The organism is Microcystis aeruginosa LEGE 91341, assembly GCF_015206885.1.
Classification (GTDB): domain Bacteria; phylum Cyanobacteriota; class Cyanobacteriia; order Cyanobacteriales; family Microcystaceae; genus Microcystis; species Microcystis aeruginosa_H.
The window spans coordinates 1-19,770 of sequence record NZ_JADEXY010000079.1 but is presented as its reverse complement, the minus strand read 5'-3'; the positions used below and the strand labels follow the sequence as shown (position 1 = coordinate 19,770).

General features: G+C 42.0%; 20 protein-coding genes and 1 riboswitch. Of the genes, 7 read left to right on the top strand and 13 right to left on the bottom strand.

What is annotated here, in order from left to right:
- Positions 1–612 precede the first annotated feature (612 nt).
- Positions 613–1,269, top strand: a complete 657-nt coding sequence (locus tag IQ234_RS13135) for a sigma-70 family RNA polymerase sigma factor (protein ID WP_002750403.1) — start codon at positions 613–615, stop codon at positions 1,267–1,269.
- Between the two features lie 113 nt (positions 1,270–1,382).
- Positions 1,383–1,934 (top strand): anti-sigma factor family protein, encoded by a 552-nt coding sequence (locus IQ234_RS13130; protein WP_193957423.1) that lies wholly within the window; start codon positions 1,383–1,385, stop codon positions 1,932–1,934.
- Positions 1,935–1,937: 3 nt separating this feature from the next.
- Here the strand turns inward: IQ234_RS13130 and IQ234_RS13125 are convergent, their stop codons facing one another.
- Positions 1,938–3,143: an acetate kinase gene (locus IQ234_RS13125; RefSeq protein WP_193957422.1), complete on the bottom strand. Its 1,206-nt coding sequence runs from the start codon at positions 3,141–3,143 to the stop codon at positions 1,938–1,940.
- Between the two features lie 377 nt (positions 3,144–3,520).
- Between IQ234_RS13125 and trxA the strand changes: the two genes are divergently transcribed.
- Entirely contained in the window at positions 3,521–3,844 is a 324-nt protein-coding gene (gene trxA / locus IQ234_RS13120; protein WP_193957421.1) for a thioredoxin, read from the top strand.
- Positions 3,845–3,853: 9 nt separating this feature from the next.
- Here trxA and dprA read toward each other — a convergent pair whose 3' ends face one another.
- The 10 genes from dprA to IQ234_RS13070 all read right to left on the bottom strand — a co-directional run bounded on the left by dprA (position 3,854) and on the right by IQ234_RS13070 (position 14,054).
- Positions 3,854–5,002, bottom strand: coding sequence for a DNA-processing protein DprA (dprA, locus tag IQ234_RS13115; RefSeq protein WP_193957420.1), 1,149 nt, complete (start codon positions 5,000–5,002; stop codon positions 3,854–3,856).
- Positions 5,003–5,390: 388 nt separating this feature from the next.
- Entirely contained in the window at positions 5,391–5,729 is a 339-nt protein-coding gene (locus IQ234_RS13110) for a type II toxin-antitoxin system PemK/MazF family toxin (RefSeq protein WP_193957419.1), read from the bottom strand.
- Positions 5,719–5,958 carry a hypothetical protein gene (locus tag IQ234_RS13105; RefSeq protein ID WP_193957418.1) on the bottom strand — a complete coding sequence of 80 codons (240 nt, stop codon included), beginning with the start codon at positions 5,956–5,958 and terminating at the stop codon, positions 5,719–5,721. The genes IQ234_RS13110 and IQ234_RS13105 overlap by 11 nt, the downstream gene beginning before the upstream one ends.
- A 321-nt stretch (positions 5,959–6,279) precedes the next feature.
- Complete coding sequence (locus tag IQ234_RS13100) at positions 6,280–8,850, bottom strand: SUMF1/EgtB/PvdO family nonheme iron enzyme (protein ID WP_193957417.1); 2,571 nt, start codon at positions 8,848–8,850, stop codon at positions 6,280–6,282.
- A 185-nt stretch (positions 8,851–9,035) separates the two neighbouring features.
- A complete protein-coding gene (gene cobI, locus IQ234_RS13095) occupies positions 9,036–9,740 on the bottom strand; it encodes a precorrin-2 C(20)-methyltransferase (RefSeq protein WP_193957416.1) in 705 nt (234 codons plus the stop codon).
- A complete protein-coding gene (locus IQ234_RS13090) occupies positions 9,737–10,363 on the bottom strand; it encodes a precorrin-8X methylmutase (protein WP_193957415.1) in 627 nt (208 codons plus the stop codon). The genes cobI and IQ234_RS13090 overlap by 4 nt, the downstream gene beginning before the upstream one ends.
- Position 10,364: 1 nt before the next feature.
- A complete protein-coding gene (cobG, locus tag IQ234_RS13085) occupies positions 10,365–11,789 on the bottom strand; it encodes a precorrin-3B synthase (protein ID WP_193957414.1) in 1,425 nt (474 codons plus the stop codon).
- 56 nt (positions 11,790–11,845) lie between these two features.
- Positions 11,846–12,002: riboswitch (cobalamin riboswitch) on the bottom strand.
- Positions 11,976–12,611: a DUF3782 domain-containing protein gene (locus tag IQ234_RS13080; protein WP_193957413.1), complete on the bottom strand. Its 636-nt coding sequence runs from the start codon at positions 12,609–12,611 to the stop codon at positions 11,976–11,978. (Overlaps the previous riboswitch by 27 nt.)
- 57 nt (positions 12,612–12,668) lie before the next feature.
- Positions 12,669–13,349, bottom strand: coding sequence for a DUF3782 domain-containing protein (locus IQ234_RS13075; RefSeq protein WP_193957412.1), 681 nt, complete (start codon positions 13,347–13,349; stop codon positions 12,669–12,671).
- Between the two features lie 57 nt (positions 13,350–13,406).
- Positions 13,407–14,054 (bottom strand): DUF3782 domain-containing protein, encoded by a 648-nt coding sequence (locus IQ234_RS13070; RefSeq protein WP_193957411.1) that lies wholly within the window; start codon positions 14,052–14,054, stop codon positions 13,407–13,409.
- Positions 14,055–14,117: 63 nt separating this feature from the next.
- Between IQ234_RS13070 and cbiE the strand changes: the two genes are divergently transcribed.
- Positions 14,118–15,386, top strand: coding sequence for a precorrin-6y C5,15-methyltransferase (decarboxylating) subunit CbiE (gene cbiE, locus IQ234_RS13065; protein WP_193957410.1), 1,269 nt, complete (start codon positions 14,118–14,120; stop codon positions 15,384–15,386).
- A gap of 249 nt (positions 15,387–15,635) precedes the next feature.
- On the opposite strand, the gene tnpA is transcribed toward cbiE, so the two are convergent.
- Both tnpA and IQ234_RS13055 read right to left on the bottom strand, forming a co-directional pair.
- On the bottom strand, positions 15,636–16,079 hold the full coding sequence (tnpA, locus tag IQ234_RS13060) for an IS200/IS605 family transposase (RefSeq protein WP_002740761.1): 444 nt from the start codon (positions 16,077–16,079) through the stop codon (positions 15,636–15,638).
- Positions 16,080–16,278: 199 nt separating this feature from the next.
- Positions 16,279–16,860: a Uma2 family endonuclease gene (locus IQ234_RS13055; protein ID WP_193957409.1), complete on the bottom strand. Its 582-nt coding sequence runs from the start codon at positions 16,858–16,860 to the stop codon at positions 16,279–16,281.
- Positions 16,861–17,090: 230 nt separating this feature from the next.
- On the opposite strand from IQ234_RS13055, the gene IQ234_RS13050 reads away from it, so the two are divergent.
- The 3 genes from IQ234_RS13050 (at position 17,091) to IQ234_RS13040 (ending at position 19,634) form a co-directional block, all read left to right on the top strand.
- A complete protein-coding gene (locus tag IQ234_RS13050; RefSeq protein WP_193957408.1) occupies positions 17,091–17,738 on the top strand; it encodes a hypothetical protein in 648 nt (215 codons plus the stop codon).
- Between the two features lie 72 nt (positions 17,739–17,810).
- The gene (locus IQ234_RS13045) at positions 17,811–18,062 is read left to right on the top strand and encodes a BolA family protein (RefSeq protein ID WP_002764550.1); all 252 of its coding nucleotides are present in this window, start codon (positions 17,811–17,813) and stop codon (positions 18,060–18,062) included.
- 276 nt (positions 18,063–18,338) lie between these two features.
- Positions 18,339–19,634 (top strand): P-loop NTPase fold protein, encoded by a 1,296-nt coding sequence (locus tag IQ234_RS13040; protein WP_193957407.1) that lies wholly within the window; start codon positions 18,339–18,341, stop codon positions 19,632–19,634.
- The last annotated feature ends 136 nt before the right edge of the window (positions 19,635–19,770 follow it).

Sequence of the window (19,770 nt, the reverse complement as noted above, 5' to 3'; positions counted from 1 at the left end):
TCGCTTCGCTTTCGCTTTGCTTCAACCGCGCATTTACCAATGTATCTAACTTCCCCTGGTTTGTCAACCCCTTTTGGCAAAATTTTTTGATCTTTTTTCTATCCCTTGCTCCGTAAGCCTTTCAGCTATTTCCCTTTTTTCTGGTGGGTTGTTTTTGTTTGGTAACTTTGTTCTAATTAGCTCTTGATGGCGGTGATAGCGTTTCTCATAGGTGGGAACTGTTTAGGCATCAAATAGGGATGCAGAGGCTGAAATAACTGCTTAGTAAGGTTTTCAGCCCCGTGGTCGAACGAGAAGGTCGAACGAGATTGAATGCCCCGCTCGAATCTCAGTCCAGGAACTCGGCTCTCTTGGATTTGGTGGGTAAAATGTATTCTAAGATACATTCCTCCTAGCGAGGGGGTGGAACGAACCACAAAGACACAAAGGACACAAAGATTGATCGACCATATAGTGAGTTAAACTTATCACACAGAACCTAGAAGAGCCGGAACTCGGTTCGATCAGTTAGAATCAAAGTATGGAAAAAAAATTATTTATTTTCGGGAACCTTGACTGACTTATCCCGTCCTCAAGCTCTGAGTGAGGAGTTTATATCCTTGAGGAAATCCCATGAGTCAATCGATACCAGCATCTTGGTCACTTGAGGCCAAAAAGTCTCAAAACCCCGTGTCCCCTGACAAACTCTCCAACTACGATCTAATTGCACGCTGTCAGGAAGGGTGTCAGCCCGATCGGGCAGCCTTTGCGGAACTGCTGCGGCGCTATCAGGCTCATGTTGATAAATTACTCTATCATTTGGCTCCCGATTGGCAAGATCGCGCTGATTTGGCTCAAGAGGTCTGGATTCGCGTCTATCGCAATATTAACCGTCTCCATGAACCCCTCAAGTTCCGTGGTTGGTTAAGTCGCATTGCTACTAATCTTTTTTACGACGAATTGCGGAAACGCAAGCGAGTTAATCACCCCATTTCTCTCGATGCTCCCCGGCGCGTGGAAGATGGCGAAATCGATTGGGATATCGAGTCCGATTACCCCAGTCCCGATGAACATCTCACCACCCACGAATTCTACGATCAATTACAAGCGGCGATCGCTGATTTACCAGAAGCTTTTCGGACAACTATTATTCTCCGAGAAATTGAAGGTATGGCCTACGAAGAAATTGCTGAGATCACGGGAGTTTCTTTAGGAACTGTTAAATCCCGCATTGCTCGCGCTCGCGCTAAATTACAATCTGTTTTACAGCCCTATTTTACAGAAGGCTAAAGAATATTGTGGTGATTCGGCACTAACGGCCGAAGTGAGTAGTCGTTAAATTTAACTAGCTCCGTGCTGGTGAAACGTGATTGCATACCGATCGCTTCTGGTCGAGGTCAACCATGAATAATTATCAACCCGAAGACGTTCAATGGATCAAGTCTTTGTTACGTCACGATGACAGCGATTCCGACTCCGCAACCGAGGATATTTTATTCTTAGATGAGGATAACCAAGAAGCTCATCGTTTCGATTTAATTAGTGCCTATATTGATAACGAACTAACGGTAGAGGAAAGGAAGCTAGTTCAGCATTGGTTAGACCATGATGCTGCTGCCAAAAAACTCTATCGGCAGCTCTTGGGATTACAAACTAATTTAAGGCAAATTCCCATACCAGTTACTATGGCCAGCGACCGATTGGCAGAACAGGTGTTCAGAAAAGTCGATGGTCAGCGTCGTCGGCAATATTATGTTTATGGTGGCGCAATTTTAACGGCTATGGCGATCGCTGTTGGCTCCTACTTCGTATCGGGACGCAATGCTCCCCTCTCCCAAATGGCCAGCAGTCCGAGCAGTATTAGCCAAGAAGGAGACCATTTGATGATTGCTCTCAACCATCCGATTATGGAGATTCCCACAACGGAAGAGCCAAAAGAGAATGACCAAAGGTAAGGTCTATGGAGATAAATGCCAACATTCTCGTGCGATCGCCCAATCTTCCGCCGTAGCAATTACCATCACTCTTACTTTAGATCTGTCGGTGGCGATATCCTCATCCCGGGGACGAGCGGCATTTTTAGCCAAATCTAACTCTAAACCCAAAAAAGACCAGCCTTGACTGGCTTTTTCCCGTACTAAAGCTGAATTTTCGCCGATTCCTGCCGTAAATACCAAGACATCTAACCCCTCTAGAGAAGCAATCATCGATCCGATTAAACTTTTCAGACGATGAATATACATCTCAAATGCTAATTTTGCCCTCTGGTTGCCTTCGGCCATCGCCGTGGTAATTGCCCGCATATCCCCAGAAATACCCGAAATTCCCTTTAAACCCGATTCTTTATTGAGTAAACTATTTAAACTATCGGGATTATATTGATATTCTCGCTCTAGATAAATCAGAATCCCTGGATCGATCGAACCGCTGCGGGTTCCCATCATCAATCCCTCTAGGGGAGTAAACCCCATAGTAGTATCGATACTTTTACCCCCCTTGACTGCCGATAGGGAAGCGCCATTTCCCAGATGACAGATGACCATTTTCAAGGATTCTAGGGGTTTTCCTAACAATTCGGCGGCCCGTTGGGAGCAGTATTGATGACTGGTGCCATGGAAACCATAGCGACGGATTCCCAGTTCACTCCATTGGTAGGGAATGGGATAAAGAGAAGACTCAGGAGGAATAGAACGATGAAAAGCGGTGTCAAACACTGCTACTTGGGGAACATCGCCTAAAACTTGCTCGATCGCTTCAATTCCTTCTAAATGAGCGGGATTATGGCTAGGAGCAAGGGGAATCAGCTTTTTAATCGTTTCTTTGACTGGGGGAATGATCATGGTTGCCTGGGAATATTCCGTGCCACCATGGACAACTCGATGACCGACTATACTAATGTCGGCGAAATTGGCCAGTACCTTAGTTTCGCCAGTGACTAAGGTATCTAACATCCGAGCAATTGCCGCCGGACGATCCTGACTAGAAAGATTAATTTCCTGTTTAATTCCCTTGGCTTTTACCGTTAAAACCCCGTAATCAGGGTTAACCGTCCAATCGATCCCCGCTGCCCAAATTGGTTGGGGAGGATGGGAGGGGAGAAAATCTAAATCGTATAAACAAGTTTTTTGACTGCTCGATCCCGCATTTAAGACCAGAATTTTCATAGAAAAGCTCAATTAGGAGGTGGCCTATGCCGATCATAATCAAACTCAGGTTAAGTCTAGATAAAATCGCTGACTTTTCGGGTTTTTCTTCAGGAAAATTTTATCCGGCTGTCATCACCCATCCCTGACTCGGGCAATATTACAAAACTTTATCAAAAAAAAGTCAAAATAGAGCCTCTAGGGTTATAAAATACAAGAATACCCCTTGTGAAATTGATCCAAGAAGCTACCTCTGATGCAAGTTAAGGCCTCTACAGTGGATTTAGAGCTAGTTCTCGTCCTTTTCACCAGTGGAATATCAACATCGCACCACGAATCTCTAGAACGGAATTTTTGCGTATTCTAGATAACCGTGATTACTAGAGGATTTCTTAAGTATGTCAGAGGTTACTGCCGTTACAGATGCCACCTTTAAAGATGAAGTTTTAGATAGTGCCGACCCTGTCCTAGTGGATTTCTGGGCTCCCTGGTGCGGCCCCTGTCGAATGGTGGCTCCCGTTGTCGAGGAAATTGCCAAACAGTTTGAGGGGGAAGTCAAGGTGGTGAAACTCAACACCGACGAAAACCCCAATATCGCTAGTCAGTATGGGATTCGCAGTATTCCTACTCTGATGATCTTCAAAGGAGGTCAAAAAGTTGATATGGTGGTCGGGGCTGTACCGAAAACCACTTTAGCTAATACCCTAACTAAACACCTGTAGAGGATTTGACTAGGTTTTCTGGTAACGCATACCGGGTAACTGAGTCACTAAACCGATTAATTCTAATTCCAATAAGATCCCCGCCACTTCTGAGGTGGGGATTTGCATTTTTTCAACAATAATGTCAAACAACAGGGGATCTCGGTTAAATAACTGATACACTTGTGCTAGTCTAGGTTCTAGATTGACTGGAGGAGCAGCATTAACGACTGGGGATGTCTCTGGAGGGAGTGAAAGGGAGAGATTAACCGGTGCGGATTGGTTCGTGGTGGGAATTGCCCCCAACATTTCTAATAATTTCTCCTCAGAAACGATAATTTCTGCTCCCTGATGAATCAGTTGTAAACAACCCCTAGCGGTGGCAATATCGGGAGAATTGGGTAAAGCATAGATATCGCCGCCAAATTCGTTGGCATAACTGGCCGTAATCAGGGAGCCTGACCTTTCGGGGGCCTCAATAACAATCGTGGCGCGACTTAAACCGGCGATAATGCGATTACGACTGGGAAAATGGGCTTTATTCGGCTGAGTTGCGGCAGGATGTTCACTAATGACTAAACCCTGCTTTTGGATGTCCGCGTGTAGCTGCCGATGACGACTAGGATAAACCACATCGACCCCTGTTCCCAAGACGGCGATTGTTCTTCCCCCTGCTTTTAAACAGCTTTGGTGTGCCTCGCCATCAATTCCTTCGGCCATGCCAGAAACAATAGTAAATCCCTGTTGGGCCAAAAGGGTACTTAAGCGCCGCGCCCAGCGCCGGCCGTGATCCGTGGGGTTACGAGTACCCACAATGGCGACGGTGGGGATATTTCCCTGATTTTCCTCTAAATTGACCTTTCCTTGATAGTAAAGTAAGGGGGGAGGACTGGGAATTTCCCAGAGAAAGCGGGGATATTCTGGGTCGCTAGGGGTCCAAAAAAGGGGGTTTTTCTGGATATGTTCGGCGAAAAGAGCTTCTGGGTCAATTTGCGATCGCCCCTCCCGTACCGCTGCCATTGACTTTTTGCCGAATCCTGCCACTTGTGCGATCGCACTATCGGTGGCATTCCAGGCCACAGCGACACTGCCGAAATGCTGATAGAGTCGCTTCAGGGAAATTGCCCCAACTCCAGCAATACTTGACCATGCTAACCAATAAACGCGCTCGTCTGTCAATTTAAAAAGCTCCTCAAACCAAGTAATATTTTCAGTCGGTTAAAACTGACTGCGGCCAGATGACCTTAATTTATTTTAATCTTGCCGGAATACTTTCCATTAGTTGTTGAGGTATTGTTGAGCCTCGTCCATGTCTTTCACTTTTTTAACAGGTGAATAAGTTGTTCTTGATCTTCTGGGGGAAGTTGTTCGGTTGCTTCTAGTATTTCTGCAAAAGTGGCTTGAGTCATGATTTTAGTTGGTTATAGTGGTCTTTGGAGCCAATTGTAGCAGTAACGGTAGAATATGTTAGCATAGCGTAACGGATAAAGCAGATAAATTTATCGTAATTTAAAGCCAAAAACTGCGTTAAATAATGCCCTGGAAGAAATCAGTGATCGTATTTTTTTTAAGAACGTAGAATATCGGACAAAATATCTACAATTAAGGTTTGGGTTTTTAATGATAATGAGCCTAGTTCACGCTGAATCAGTGAAGAGCGAAGTGTTACTAAATGATCAAGTCTGATGGCTGACGATTGGCGAAAACCACTGATCATAAAATCTGGATTTTCTGGTCTCAGAATAATATCTGTATAAAGGGGATTTTCTGGAATACGACTGGTAATTAGGGCAAAGATAATGTGTTGATAGCCTCCAATTTGATTGGTTAAGCAATAAGCAGGACGAACCTTACTGGAAGATAAATCGTCGAAGGGAAATTGAATTAATACAATTTTACCCTTCATTAGTTACAGGTTGTCCATCGTTAAGGGTATAAATATCTTCTTCGGGATCTTGCAGAAAAGCAAAGCTAGGGTTATGGGAAACGGCATCTAGCCAGTTTTTTTCGTTCAGTTCATCCTCCGAAATCAAAAGAATGACGCGCACAAACCGATCTTTTTCTTGGGGAATAGGATGATCAAGTTGAATTTGCCCTTGGGTATTGAGGATACCAGTGGTTTCAATCGCACGCATAGCAAAACCTAAAAGAAGTGATTCGATTCTAACATTAAAGTAACCATAAAAAGCGGTGATGGCTAACTACAGCGATCACCATTCTCAGGCTCCCCCTATGGCTCTCCTCGACTTTGTGTGATAATCAGTGCTGATCATTCCTTGTAGTTTTGCCAGACAAGGGTTTAAAGACTATATTTCCAGAAAATTATCGGCTGCATCTCCTATTTGTGACTTTCCCTCACCTATAGATGAGCAGCAGAAGTTATTCAAAGAGGGCGAATGCAATTGGCCCCTACAATAATATTATTGCGCCAATGGTGGCTTCCAACTGTTAACTGATTAGGGGAGACCGCACACAACACGAAAACCGATATTATTGAGGCGAACATCGGCAAAGCATTTGCCTCGATACGCTGAACTACAGACCAAAGGGTCGCGGCACCACGAACCGCCACGCCGTATTTTTATTGATGGCGCATTAGTTATATTGTTATCTGTCCATGGAATACTGCCATTTTCTTTAATATTGTCTGGTTTGCTTGCATAACTTTCATGATATGAATCGGCACACCATTCCCAAACATTGCCGTGCATATCATAGATTCCCCAGGGATTAGGCCGCTTTTCCCCAACAGAATGGGGTGTATTATTTGAATTAGCACGAAACCAGGCATAATCTCCTAGTTGCTCTTTATCATCGCCAAAACTAAATCGGGTTTTTGTACCAGCGCGACAGGCATATTCCCATTCTGCTTCTGTAGGCAAACGGTAGTTTTTTCCGGTTAACTGGCTCAATTTTTTACAAAACTTTTGAGCATCAAACCAATTAATGATTTCTACCGGGTTCTGGGGATTTTCTGAAAACCTGGAAGGATTGGTTCCCATCACTGCTTGATACTGTGCTTGGGTGATAGGATATTTGCCTATCTGAAATGCTGGCACAATTACTTCATGTATCGGTTTTTCCTGGTCATACTCATTAGAACCCATGTTAAATTTACCAGCGGGTATATCCACCATTTCTAGGTTAAAGTCTGGAGGTAATGAGGTAATATCTTGGGAAATTTGTTTTCGTTGAATAGGCCCACTATCTGTATAAACACCCGATTGATAAGGTACCCGAATTACCTTGGGCGATACTTGTAATAATTTATCAACATTTACCTCTGCCAAGCTAAATTTAGAGATAGCTGCCGATTTTTCATAACCGTAAGCCATTAAAGCTTTAAGCTTAGTATGACTACCCCAATAGCGAATCGACTCTTCATATTCTTTGTTTTTTTCTTCATCTAGTGCAAATTCTTCTAATTTTGCTAAAATTTGCTTATCATTTTCCAAATCTGATAATAACAATGGCCATTTTAAACTAATCGCAGTAAATTTGCCTAACTTTTCAAAAGTCAAAGAAGGCTCTAACAAATAATCATTCTCATCTCGCTTCTCAAAAAATAAACCAGTTTCATTAGCGATATAAACCTTGAGACGAAAGACATTGATAAATTGTTTAATCCGTCGCGGATTGTAATCCAATGCAGGAGCCACCATCATAATGACATTCCGCTCTCGCTCTAATCGCTTAATTACAGCTGCTCGTGCTTTCTCTTTTTCGGTTTGTTTGGATTCTATCGAAGGATTATCTGGAGACGAGTTGTTTAAATCACTTGTCTGATTACTTGTTGGGGAAGTGAGATGCTTTTGCGAATTATTTCTCCAAGGTAAAGCTAACTTAAACATACCCCAGAATGACTGAAAAAATGTAAAATGAGGTTTATCTGGCTGTAAATTAGAAGGAGTTGAAGTAGCAAGCTGAGTCAAAAAATGCTCAAAATCTGACTGAGATGGTTGGGGAACTAAAAAGGGAAGCTGGACAAACTTTTCAATAAAGGTATAACCATAAGCTAACCCTTTATTAGCACTACGTCTCGCTAAAATATCAGGATCAATTTCTGTGGTTTCCGACGGTAAATACTTGAGAATATTTTCGTATTTGACAGCTAAACTAGCGGCTACTTTTTCTCTGTCCATTCCTAAAATAAACACCACGGAAGGATCATCAGCAATCATCAAGTTAATCGCTTGCATCAAGTCTGCTGATTTTGGATGTTCACAACGATCTAAATCGTCAATAAATACATATACTCGATTATTGCCAATATAAGCATCAACAATTTTAGCAAAATCTTCATGAAATTCTTCTACAAATGCCGATTGTTTTTTATAATCTGGGGCTTCTATATATTTAATTAGGTTGTTTTTGGGGTTTTGGAGTAACCTTTGAAAATTTCTCGATAAACTCTTAATACCAGCGAAAATTCCTGCTCCTGATAAAGTTAAACCTCTGGCGGTAAATAACAGTTTCAAAACTGAATTAATTTTACTCCAAAAAACATCTTGAGAAGTTGTTGCTCTAATTAATTCGTTAATTCCTTCAACTCCATAACCGATTAAAATAAAAGGAATAGCAATTGAGGCACAAATCACAAAAATTATTACTGGTAAAGCTTTAATTAATTCAAATAAGCCTTTTTCTAAGTTAAAACGCAGTAATTGTAATTTAAAATATCCTAGGATAATTCGAGGCAAATCTCGCCAATTTTTGGGCGTAGAAATCTGCTTAATAAAAGACAGCGCAAAGGCAGCCCATACCGACTCCGCTTTATCGTGTCGCCAAGCATTAAACCAAACCGTCCGACCTCCTTTTTTTCGTAAATATTCCTCTAACATTTTCATAAAAGAAGACTTGCCACTACCCCACTCTCCCTCAACCGATAAAGTTAGGGGTGGTTGTGTCTGCTCATGCAACAAAAATTCAGCGATCGCTATTACATAAGGCTCAAATCCGAGAGCATCATTATTAGTCGCTTGATCGCTGACGCTAGTATTGCGGATAGATTCAGGAGAATCGGACATGGTAGTTATTTTTAGGTGACAGAGAAGGGAGAAGAAAATAGATTACCTTATCAATCCGAGAAACGCGATATATAACCTCCTGTGGAACAAAAAAGCAATGAAGAAAAGACATTTTCATCATATCATCTAAACCCTATAGGTTCTGTCAGGTAGGGGATAGAGGATTTAACTTAGTGTCTATAGAGTTATTGGGGTTTAGTTTTACTAGGAATCAGAATTAATGACCAGTAAGTAGCAGCCTCTGGATCGACTTCTGTAATCGGAATAATTTGCTGATTGGGTAGGGTTGCTCGTTCGATGTAGAGGGCGCGTTCTAATAATCCTAATTCCTTGAGAATATTGCGAACTTTAGCGAAATGTCTGCCTAATTTAATAATTGCCGCTGCATCAATAAATGCTAGGCGATCCCGCAATATTTCCGCCTCTAAAGTAGCGGGCATGATACTAAATACGTCATTTCGATAAGTGATAGGTACACCCAGCATTGCTGCACTTGCCATCACTGAAGAAATACCAGGTACAACTTCAATGGAAAAGCGATCGCACAAGCGATTAAAGATATACATAAATGTGCCATACAACATCGGATCGCCCACGCATAGCACCGCCACATCTCGGCCTAAGTTTAACTGTTCGGCGATATTTTCGGCGGCAATATCATAATGAGGTTGAGAACTGCGCTCGACGCTAAAAGGTAAAGGCATGGGAATTTCTATCTGCTCGGGACGGATAAAATCCGAAACAATTGCCCGTGCCAAAACTTTGCCACTTTCTAAGGTAGGATAAGCAATTACCGGAACAGTTGTGAGAATCCGGTGTGCTTTTAGCGTCAACAATTCGGGATCACCGGGCCCGATTCCTAATCCATAAAGTTTGCCTAATTTATTCATAATTCGTTCTCTTTTGCTAAAGCATTGACTGCTGCTGCTGCGATTGCGCTGCCTCCCCTACGTCCGTGCAGGGTAATAAATGGCACGCCACGACTATTAGTTGCTAATTCTGTTTTCGACTCTGCCGCTCCTACAAATCCCACGGGAAAGCCTAAAATCAAAGCTGGTTTATCTACATTTTGATCGAGCAATTCTAGTAGGTGAAAAAGTGCGGTTGGTGCATTACCAATGGCTACCACTGCTCCAGCTAAATGAGGTCGCCAAAGTTCTAAAGCGGCAGCGGAGCGGGTATTATTAATTTGCCGTGCTAACTCGCTCACTTCTGGATGATTGAGGGTACAAATAATCGGATTATTTTTAGGTAAACGGGCTTTGGTAATGCCATTAGCGACCATTTGAGAATCACAGAGAATTGCTGCACCCCCAGCGAGGGCATTTCGTCCGATTTTAACCGCGTCTGGTGATGCTTCTAAATCTTCTGTTATGTCTGTCATCCCACAGGAATGAATTAGACGAACCGCCACATGAGCTAAATCATCGGGGAGATTTTTCCAGTTAGTTTCAGCCCGAATAATAGCAAAAGATTTGCGGTAAATTTCCTCACCATTCTTAATGTATTCCATTCTATTCATCTAAATTTTTCGATTTTTGGGAGCCTAAAATTTGGGCTATGAGCGGGGGAATCTTCGTAAATTCTCCCTCAAATATGGGTGTTTCTAAAAAATTTTGACTATCACCCACATAGACTTGATAAGCTTCCATTATTTGGCCATTTTCCTCGATGGTAGTTCCTAAAAGGGTAATTTCGGCTGGACCTGGTTGAGCGCAGGATTTAGCACAACCTGTCAAGTGAATATTAACAGGAGAATTGCAGGTTAAGTGTTCCTGCAAATAATCTGCCAGGAGAGAAGCATGAATTTGAGTTGCAGTGGCTGCTGCTGCACAACCCGGTTTACCGCTACAGGCAACTATCCCCGCATCCCATCCGGGAGAGGCGGATAATCCTAGTGATGTCAGTTTTGGCAACAATTCTGACACTTTTTCATCGGGAATATCGGGTAATATAACAGTCTGCCAAGGGGTTAATCGTAACTGACCACTGCCAAAAGTTTCTGATAGTGTCGCTAACCCCCATAGTTGATTAGCCGTCAATTGTCCTAATCTTAATGATAGACCAATATAAGACAATCCGGGTTGCTTTTGAGGATGAATTCCCAGATGAAAATAGGGTTGAGTAGAATGGGCAGTTTGCTGGTATTCTTGCCGTTGTATTATGCCGGTAGAAGTCCGATGTAATTGGGAGTTAACTTGTTCAAGATATTTTGTCAATCCCCAATCTTTGAGTAGGTGTTTCATCCGCGGTTTTTTCCCCTTGATATTGGGGTTTTGTTGAACATAATCGAGATAAACCGTTACTAAAGCTTTGACCACAGCTAAACAGTTTTCTGGCTCAATTAATAAGTCCGTGTCATAGAATTGTTTATCTCCTGCAAGTGCTAATCGAAAGCAAACAATAGAAGTTAAATTTTTCGGATTATTGAGGGCAATTGCTGATAGCTGAATCTCGTTATAGCGGTGTTGCCAAGCCATAGTTGAACCAGTGCCAATTCCCACTGCACCGCCGCCATCGATCCCGATACTAAATTTAGGACTTAGTTGAACAATTGATGGATAATTTTGGATAAAATTATCTAATTCTTGGACTAATGGACGAGTATCGATCAATTCTTGGCAGTCAATTCCAGCCGTGGGACTGGACATGATATTACGCAGATGGTCGATACTGGGATTATGGGCAGCTAACCCTAATTTTTGCAGGGTTTGAAATTCTTCTAAACTGGGGGATTTTTGCAGTCCGCGAATTTGCAGATTTGCCCGATTGGTAACTTGTATTGTACCCTGCCATTGTTCGAGCCAAGTGGCGATCGTTTTTCCCTGTGGAGAATTGAGCCATCCACCGGGGGTGCGAAGACGAATTAAAAACCCATCCTGGGCAGCAGTGCCATAAAATAAACCGGGACAAGCATTTGCTTTAACTAACCAATTCACCGTTGTTTGTTCTCCATGCGACGCAGAGAAGTAGTTAGAAAATTAGTTGTCTATACTACCAATCAAAAGCTTGTAATTGGTATTCTGACTCCCAAGGAAAAAGGGAAGATGTACTCTTTTTACTTTTTACCTGATTACAGCTGCGGCACAGTACCAGAATTGCACTGGACTTTCCCAAAGACAAGTTTAAGGATTATACCACGTTTTCGGTTGAAACTCAGTATCGTTAAGAATAGCTACATTTTCACCCCTTTGTGCCAAGACAAATAAACCTTGACGATAGGCATATTTATCCGCTCCCTCTTCGATTTCAATGCCTGCTACTGCCCCATATAATTGTTTGTGGTTATATTCGGGAAAAAATTGCCTAAATTCTGTTAGATTCTTGATTAATTCTTTGACATCATCTACACTTAAACTACTTTTGACTTCCACTACCAGCACATGATTTTCATTAGTTACTAACACATCAATTTCTAGGGTTTTACCATCGAGACGTTTTCTGACTCTTTGACTAACTTGATGCACGGGAATCTGACGATTTAAAAATAAAGTCTCACAAGCGGGGGCTACCATATTTTCGACAAAACGTCCCCATTTACCTCCAAGATTACCAATTTCTTGACTGAGTCTGGTAATTTGGCGATCGGTTTTTAAAGATTGTTCTTTGAGAACACGCTCGGTTTCTAAAGATTGTTCTTTGAGAACACGCTCGGTTTCTTGAAAGCGTCGCTCCGTTTCTTGAAAGCATCTTTCTGTCTCTTTTTGAGCTTCTACTAATTCGGCTAATAATCTCCAAACATCATCGGCGGTGGTGGTCATAATTTTTCCTCTGAATTAACTTGACAATAACCTGATTATATCTTGTTTTTAAAGCCCCTACCAAGTTTGCGGTTGAAACTCAGTATCGTTAAGAATTGCTACATTTTCCCCCCTTTGTGCCAAGACAAATAAACCTTGACGATAGGCATATTTATCCGCTCCCTCTTCGATTTCAATACCTGCTACTGCCCCATATAATTGTTTGTGGTTATATTCGGGGAAAAATTGCCTAAATTCGGTTAGATTCTTGATTAATTCTTTGACATCATCTACACTTAAACTACTTTTGACTTCCACTACCAGCACATGATTTTCATTAGTTACTAACACATCAATTTCTAGGGTTTTACCGTCGAGACGTTTTCTGACTCTTTGACTAACTTGATGTACGGGAATATCACGATTTAAAAATAAAGTCTCACAAGCGGGGGCTACCATATTTTCGACAAAACGTCCCCATTTACCGCCAAGATTACCAATTTCTTGACTGAGTCTGGTAATTTGGCGATCGGTTTTTAAAGATTGTTCTTTGAGAATGCGCTCGGTTTCTTGAAAGCGTCGTTCGGTTTCTAAAGATTGTTCTTTGAGAACACGCTCGGTTTCTAAAGATTGTTCTTTGAGAACACGCTCGGTTTCTTGAAAGCGTCGCTCCGTTTCTTGAAAGCATCTTTCTGTCTCTTTTTGAGCTTCTACTAATTCGGCTAATAATCTCCAAACATCATCGGCGGTGGTGGTCATAATTTTTCCTCTGAATTAACTTGACAATAACCTGATTATATCTTGTTTTTAAAGCCCCTACCAAGTTTGCGGTTGAAACTCAGTATCGTTAAGAATTGCTACATTTTCCCCCCTTTGTGCCAAGACAAATAAACCTTGACGATAGGCATATTTATCCGCTCCCTCTTCGATTTCAATACCTGCTACTGCCCCATATAATTGTTTGTGGTTATATTCGGGGAAAAATTGCCTAAATTCGGTTAGATTCTTGATTAATTCTTTGACATCATCTACACTTAAACTACTTTTGACTTCCACTACTAGCACATGATTTTCATTAGTTACTAACACATCAATTTCTAGGGTTTTACCATCGAGACGTTTTCTGACTCTTTGACTAACTTGATGTACGGGAATCTGACGATTTAAAAATAAAGTCTCACAAGCGGGGGCTACCATATTTTCGACAAAACGTCCCCATTTACCGCCAAGATTACCAATTTCTTGACTGAGTCTGGTAATTTGGCGATCGGTTTTTAAAGATTGTTCTTTGAGAACACGCTCGGTTTCTTGAAAGCGTCGCTCGGTTTCTAAAGATTGTTCTTTGAGAACACGCTCGGTTTCTTGAAAGCGTCGCTCGGTTTCTTGAAAGCATCTTTCTGTCTCTTTTTGAGCTTCTACTAATTCGGCTAATAATTTCCAAACATCATCGGCGGTGGTGGTCATAATTTTTCAGATAAATTAACTTGGCACTAACCCGATTATATCTTGTTTGAAGGATAGAGCCTGATGGCAGATAATGAAATAGTAGCGATTTTTTTTAATATGGCGGATCGCAATTGTCAGTCGAAATGGCTATCGATCATAGGAATTGGTGAAGATGGCTTAGAAGGGTTAAGTTCAGTGGGGCGAAGTCTGCTTTCTTTAGCATCAGTTATTGTCGGTGGTGAACGTCATCTGGCAATGTTACCCCCAGAGGATCAACGGCAAAAACTGGTCTGGACTTCTCCTATTCAAGACTCTGTTAACGAGATTATCCGCCTTCGTGGTCAATCCGTCTGTGTTTTGGCCAGTGGTGATCCCATGTGCTACGGAATTGGTGTCACCCTCACCCGTCAGATTCCCCTGGAGGAAATGACGATTATTCCCTCTCCTTCTAGCTTTAGTCTTGCCTGTAGTCGTTTGGGTTGGTCCCTGAGTGAAGTGGAAACTTTGAGTTTGTGCGGTCGGCCCCCGGCCTGCTTGAATGGGGTGCTTTATCCCGGTGCTAAACTGCTGGTACTGAGCGCTGATGCCCAGACTCCGGCGATCGCTGCTCGGATGCTCAGGGAGGGAGGTTTTGGCGAAAGTTCCATCACCGTTTTAGAACATCTAGGGGGAACCCGAGAACGCCACATTCAAGGCATCGCCAACGATTGGCAGTTTACAGATCTGGCGGATTTAAATGTCATTGCCATTAGCTGCATCTCCTCTAATCCTCCTACCCTGGCGCCGCGCCTTCCCGGACTGCCGGATTCTGCCTACCATCATGACGGACAGTTGACAAAAAGAGAAGTTCGTGCTATCACTCTGAGTAGATTGGCTCCCCTACCCGGACAATTGCTCTGGGATGTGGGGGCGGGTTGTGGTTCCATTGCCATTGAGTGGCTGCGGAGCGATCGCCGTTGCCAGGGGATTGCGATCGAACATCATCCCACCAGATTACAATACATTGCCGATAATGCCGCCGCCCTGGGAACGCCCCATCTGCAAATCGTCGCCGGAATCGCACCGAGTGCCCTAGAAGATTTACCGCAACCGGACGCTATTTTTATTGGTGGCGGTATCACCACACCCCACCTATTGGAAACCTGTTGGTTAGCCCTGCGCCCCGGGGGTCGTCTTGTTGCCAACACTGTTACAATTGAAAGTGAATTAGTCCTCTTGCAATGGCATAGTAAATTAGGAGGTGAACTGCTGCGAATTGGCATTGAAAAAGCCGAACCAGTCGGCAAGTTTTTAGGTTGGAAAGCCATGGCCCCCGTAACCCAGTGGACTGTTCTGAAACCGAGATTGTAAATCCTTGATTTTCTCCTTGATTTCCCTTGCAAAAGTTGTAGATAGAACTTTTTGGCTATTCTTTTCCTGTCTAATTAGTTAGGTGTTAAAAATTGCCAGATTCCCCTTAATAAGGAGGGTTCAAAGCCCCCCTTATCAAGGGGGGTTGGGGGGATCGAACCCAAAATCCATTTTTAATTTAATTAAAACCAGCTACTTACCATTTTTCAAAAATGAACTACCCCGCCGCAAGCGGACGGGGTATCAGAATCAAAATAGACTCAATTGTAGATTTTGGTGTAGCTGCAGGTATTCTTTATCTTGTTCTTTTACATATCTCGCTATCATACCTTCATCCCCATGCTTTCCTACCGTACTTGCGTAATATCCATCACTCCAAAACTCTCCTCCCCACAACTGCTTTTTCACTTGAGGACACTTTTTGAAAATTTCTCTCGCCGTTATACTTTTAATCATTGTCACTATCCTTGTCACACTATAGGTCGGTACTGATTGCACCAGAAAATGCACATGATCTTTATCCACTCCAATTTCTACAAACTTTATCTCGTATCGTTTTTCCATCTCTAGACAGACTTCTTTCAACAAGCTATCTACCTGTTCGTCGAAAACGGCTTTACGATATTTGGCTGGGAACACTAAATGATATAGCAAAACACTTACGTTATGGCTCTTATGGATGTATTCACTCATTTTTCTATTGTACGCCGCGAGCGGCGGGGAATTAGACCCGAAGAGATTAATAAATTCAATTTCAGTTAGGAGAACCGGAAATGTTGCTTTTTTATCCCGATGGACAAGCTTTCACTAGCTATAATCAGGAAAAACAACGCGCGGAACGATTAGCCCATAAACTGCGGGAATTAGGCATTAATCCTGACGAAATCTAAGTTTAACCTTTGATCTCACTTTTATTACCGAGTATTTCAATTAAAGTTAACTCTATTGCTGGAAAGGATTCAATAAAAATACTTTCACCTCGATAATATTTCTGAATATCCTGATAACTACCATGCAGAGGATAGCGATAAACTTCCAAACATTCTTCCTTGAGATTAACGATCCAAACCTCTTTAATATTTGCTTCTGCATAAAGAGGGATTTTAGTATAGCGATCATAATCGAGGGTAGAATCGGAAACTTCAATAATTAAATATATATCTTGAGGACAAGGATAGGCAGCAACATAAAAATCCGATCGAGGTATTAGTAAACTTAAATCTGGTTCTGGTTGAGAATTATTATTTAATCTAATCGGGTTTTGTACTCCTAAGAGAATAAGATCGCCAAATTTTCGATAAAGTAACTGAGTTAATCTAGCTATACCAGCAGCATGACGGGTTCCCATCGGTGACATTTTGATAATTTCTCCTCGAATTAATTCCACTTTTTCATCGGGTTTGATTATTCCCTCGGTTGCCATTTTTTCGTATTCTTCCACCGTAAACTTACGGGTAATCAGCGATAAGGACATTTTAACTAAACTCCTGCTTTTTCTTTATTCTATCTGGACAGCCTTCCAACGGGTGAATTATCAGTATCTAAACCATTAATCAGGGGTATAAACTAACTTTTTGGGGACTTGTACTGATTTTTCAGGAAAAAACAGCGCTTGCCATGGCGACAAAATCCCCAGATATAACGTCTAGAAAGCTGGGGTCGGATCGAAACTGCCCCAAAAAAGCTACTATAGGTCAGTTGTCGATGTCAAAAAAAATAGCCGTTCCCATCAGGAACATTAAGTCGAGAAATTTTATGGTTAAGCGAAAACAGCCTTATAGTTTAATTTATCTGCTCACTCTGGCGATCGGTTTAGGAATTGCGATCGCACCTAACGGACAAGCACAAACCCCCGACTCTAACACTCCCGCCAGCGATCCTAACGAATTAAAACCCTTAAATCAAGCCGATAGTGTCCTGAGTCTTCAGGGGGGACAACGTTTAGTGGAAGAAGCGAACACGGCTATTAATGCCGCTAAATACGATGTCGCGGTGGACAAACTCAATCAAGCGCGTCGGATTTTTAACCAACTATCTAACTATCATCTGCAATTAGCTAATAGTTTCTCAGGAATTGACCCAAAAGTATTCGATTCTCAGCGTCAAAGTGCTTTAAACACCGGACAACTGCGGGATGAAGCCACCTATAAGCTTGCTTTGGTTCATAGGGCGCAAAATCAGCCAGAATTGGCGGTTCCTTTGTTAATTCAGGTGATTCAATCCCAAAACCCCACCAGTGAATTAGGACAAAAAAGCTATCAACAACTCTACGAAATGGGATTTGTCAGCACACCCATCTCTGCACCGACTCCCACCTCCGCAACTCCTAGCAATCCCCCCCCACAGCAGTGAATTTTATCCCCATTGACGAGCTTTCGGTAACAATGGGATCAGAGTATCTTTAAATTGTTTTGAGGAGTTAAGATGGTTGACTTTCGCCAAGTAGAAGCGATGATTCAAGAACAAATCCCCGATGCACAGGTGATGATTCGGGATTTGACGGGAGGTGGCGATCATTTGGAAGCGGTGGTTATTTCTGGCGAATTTGCTGGCAAAACCCGCGTTAAACAGCATCAAATGGTTTATGGCGCTTTACAATCGGCACTCGCTACCGAAGCAATCCATGCTTTGGCATTAAAAACCTACACTCCCGACGGTTGGGCAGCAGAAAAATAACAGTTATCAGTTATCAGTTATCAGTTATCAGTTAATTTTTTGGCTCTCTTAGGTTTGGTAGGCAAAATGTATTCTAAGATACATTCTTTCAGGCGAGCGAGTGGAAGGAACCACAAAGACACAAAGGACACAAAGATTGATCGATCCTCTGTAAGTTAAACTTATCACACAGAACCTAAAAGAGCCAACTACCCAATTCATAATTCATAATTCATAATTCATAATTCCCACACCCTACCCCCACGAAAAACTTTTTGCCGCAAACCCTAATTACTTATGGTTAGTCCTTTACTAGAACCCTTTCGAGAAGCCTATCGCAATTTGGAACTTTTACCCCTGCGATCAGATAAAGAATTAGAGCGTTTTGCTGTCAAATACGGCACAGAAATTATCGACGAATTAGAACAATTGGTAGAAGATAGTCCTTCGGAAGACGGAAAAATTATTCTAGCAGGACATCGGGGTTGTGGTAAGTCAACCCTACTCTACGAATTTAAAAGAAAGCTAGATGATCGCTATTTTGTTGTTTTCTTCTCGATCTCAGACATGATCGAAATGTCAGACGTAAATCATGTTAGTATTTTATTCTCGATCGCCGTTCAGATGATGTCAGAAGCGGAAGCCCAAAATTTAACTATTAAAGATTCTATTAAAAAAAGCTTTTATCAATGGTTTGCTGAACAAATTCGCACCGAAACCAATCAAGCAGATGCCACTCTCGAAACAGGTTTTAACTTTTCTACTTTACTAGCTCACATTAAAGGAATTCTCAAGATTAATTCGACTATTCGCGAGGAAATTAAACAAAAATATGAGCGGAGAATTACCGATTTAGTTGCCCAAATTAACATTATAGCTAGTGCGATCGAGTCCCAAAGTCAGAAAAAAATCTTAGTAATTGTTGATGACATTGATAAAATTGACTTAGCACAGGTAAGGGATATTTTTCAATACAATATTAAAGCGATTATGTTGCCCAGTTTTCGGATTATTATGACTATTCCGATCGCCGCTTTAAGAGAAGTAGCTTTAAAGGCAACTCTCCAAACAGAAACTAATGATCAGATCGTACAAATGCCTGTATATAAACTCTTTAAACGGGGAGAAATTAATTCAGCTAATGCTATACCCGATCCGGAAATTATTGCTACTTTAACCGAGATTATCACTAAGCGCATCGATCCCGCTTTAATCGATCCTGACACCCTCGAAAAAGTTTGTCTTTATAGTGGGGGAGTGTTACGAGAATTAATTCGCATTACTAATGATTGCTGTCGGGTTTGTTTGCGATCGGTTCGTCGTTATCCTGATGATAATACCCTAAAAATTAATCAAGCTGTTTTAGAACAATCAATCACAGAACTTAGTCTCGATTTTGCTGAAAGTATCGGTACAGCAGATGAGGAAATTATTAAAACTGTTTATGAAAAGTCAAAACCGAAGGATCTCAAGGATCAAAATTTTCTAGATCTGTTGCATGGTTTATATATTTTGGAATACCGCAATGGCGATCTCTGGTATAATGTGCATCCGATTGTGGTTGAGTTAATGAAAAAAAGAGGAACAATTTGAATGGGATAAGTAAGTAGTTATAATTAAATTGAAGATGGATCCCCCCTGCCCCCCTTGATAAGGGGGGTGCCGATAGGCGGGGGGATCCCCCTTGATAAGGGGGGTGCCGATAGGCGGGGGGATCCCCCTTGATAAG